1 pseudogene is annotated in these 1,577 nt (G+C 38.3%); it reads right to left on the bottom strand.

What is annotated here, in order from left to right:
• Positions 1 to 356: pseudogene (locus tag DB41_RS12660) on the bottom strand (leucine-rich repeat domain-containing protein); the annotation flags it as partial.
• Positions 357 to 1,577: the final 1,221 nt, after the last annotated feature.

Below are 1,577 nucleotides of genomic sequence, written 5' to 3' on the forward strand. Positions count from 1 at the left end.
GTTTCAGGAAGAGCGCTTAGGTGATTATTGGATAAAAAAAGATATTGCAGCTGGCAAAGTCGCCCAATGGTTTCTGGAAGAGCGCTTAGTCTATTATTGAATAGGAAAAGCTCTTTAAGCTGGGAAAGTTGTCCGATGCTTTCAGGAAGAGTGTTTAGATTGTTGGTGTATAAGTAGAGTCGTTGCAGCTGGGAAAGCTGCCCGATGGTTTCAGGAAGAGACGTTAGTTGGTTATTATGTAAGTAGAGTCGTTGTAGCTGGGAAAGTTGCCCGATGGACGCTGGAAGAGTAGTTAGTTGGTTATTATGTGAGTAAAGTCTTTGCAGCTGGGAAAGTTGCCCGATCGCTGGCGGTAAAAATATAAAGTTTAAATAACTTAAATTCAGGTAATTAAGTTGGGTGCAGTACTCTTTCATCCAAGGGATTAATAGCTCTGCTTTTCTCTTTAAAGGTAGGGGGTAGATATAGGGACGACTTAAGTACTCTGTTCCTTCCGGTAGACGGTGCCAGAGTAATAGGCAGCTAATATTTAGTAGGTAGGAGGAGTAATTAGAAAGGTTAGACGCTTTGTTTCCTATGATATTTTCTTCAAAGCCTAATGGAGAAAGAGAAGAGGCCAATGTAAAAAGCTTTTGAAAGATATAGAGCACTTTTTCTTCAGTAGAAAGATGGGAGTCAATTTTATAAATCTTATCTATAATACGAGTTTGTTCTATAAGCTCTCCATTTCCCTCAGGAAAATGAACTTGAAGGATCATGTTGTAAAGTGAGACGGTGGAAATTGGGGGCGGGGGTACGAATCGATGGGAATAGCATCCAATTTCTTTTGGGACACCAGATGACGAAGAAGTGGAAAGAGGAGATAGAGAAACACCTACAGGGAGAGGAGCGCTTGGGTGAGTTTGCTGGAGTCGACTGAAGACAAATTGTCTAATTTTTTTATTTTCATCTAATAAATCCCTTGTCCAATAATAGCTTATTTTTTCTTCTTCTGTTAGCGGTTCGCCAAATTGACTCATTAAGATTTTAAATTGATTTTCTAACAAGTTAGCCAGGGAAGGAATGCCTTTAATAGAAGGTTCATTTAAAAGATGGCCCAAAAGGGCAGTATAGCGTTCTCTAAAAAATTCTGATAAAAAATCGGCTTCAGCAATTTTAGATTGGAGTCTAATAGTAGGATTGGGTGTATGTCTTACAATAAGTTGGCTATCGAGAGGGCAAAGCTTATTGCGCGCTAAACAGGAGATGACAGTCTCTTCATTAAAGGTATGACCGCAAGGAAGCAAAGTCACTGCTCGAGTCATCAGCTTTCCTGAGACGGCGTCTTCTATATTTTCTGAGACAGCAAGCGGAAAATTTGGGTGAGTGTTAGAGGTAGAAGTGGATGGCATCATATAACCTCCTAAAAGTGTTATAGTAGGTTATTGCTTTTAAGATTGCTTATTTCCTAATGATTAAGATTTACCGTAGGTTTTTACAAAAATTTATTCCTTTTTCTTTTTTTGAGCAATTTTATTTAATATTTTTTTTCTAGGCATAAATAAGTTAAGCCTTTTTTAAGGCAAGCTTAATGAGTT

This window comes from Neochlamydia sp. TUME1 (assembly GCF_000813645.1).
In the GTDB taxonomy this organism is placed as follows: Bacteria; Chlamydiota; Chlamydiia; order Chlamydiales; family Parachlamydiaceae; genus Neochlamydia.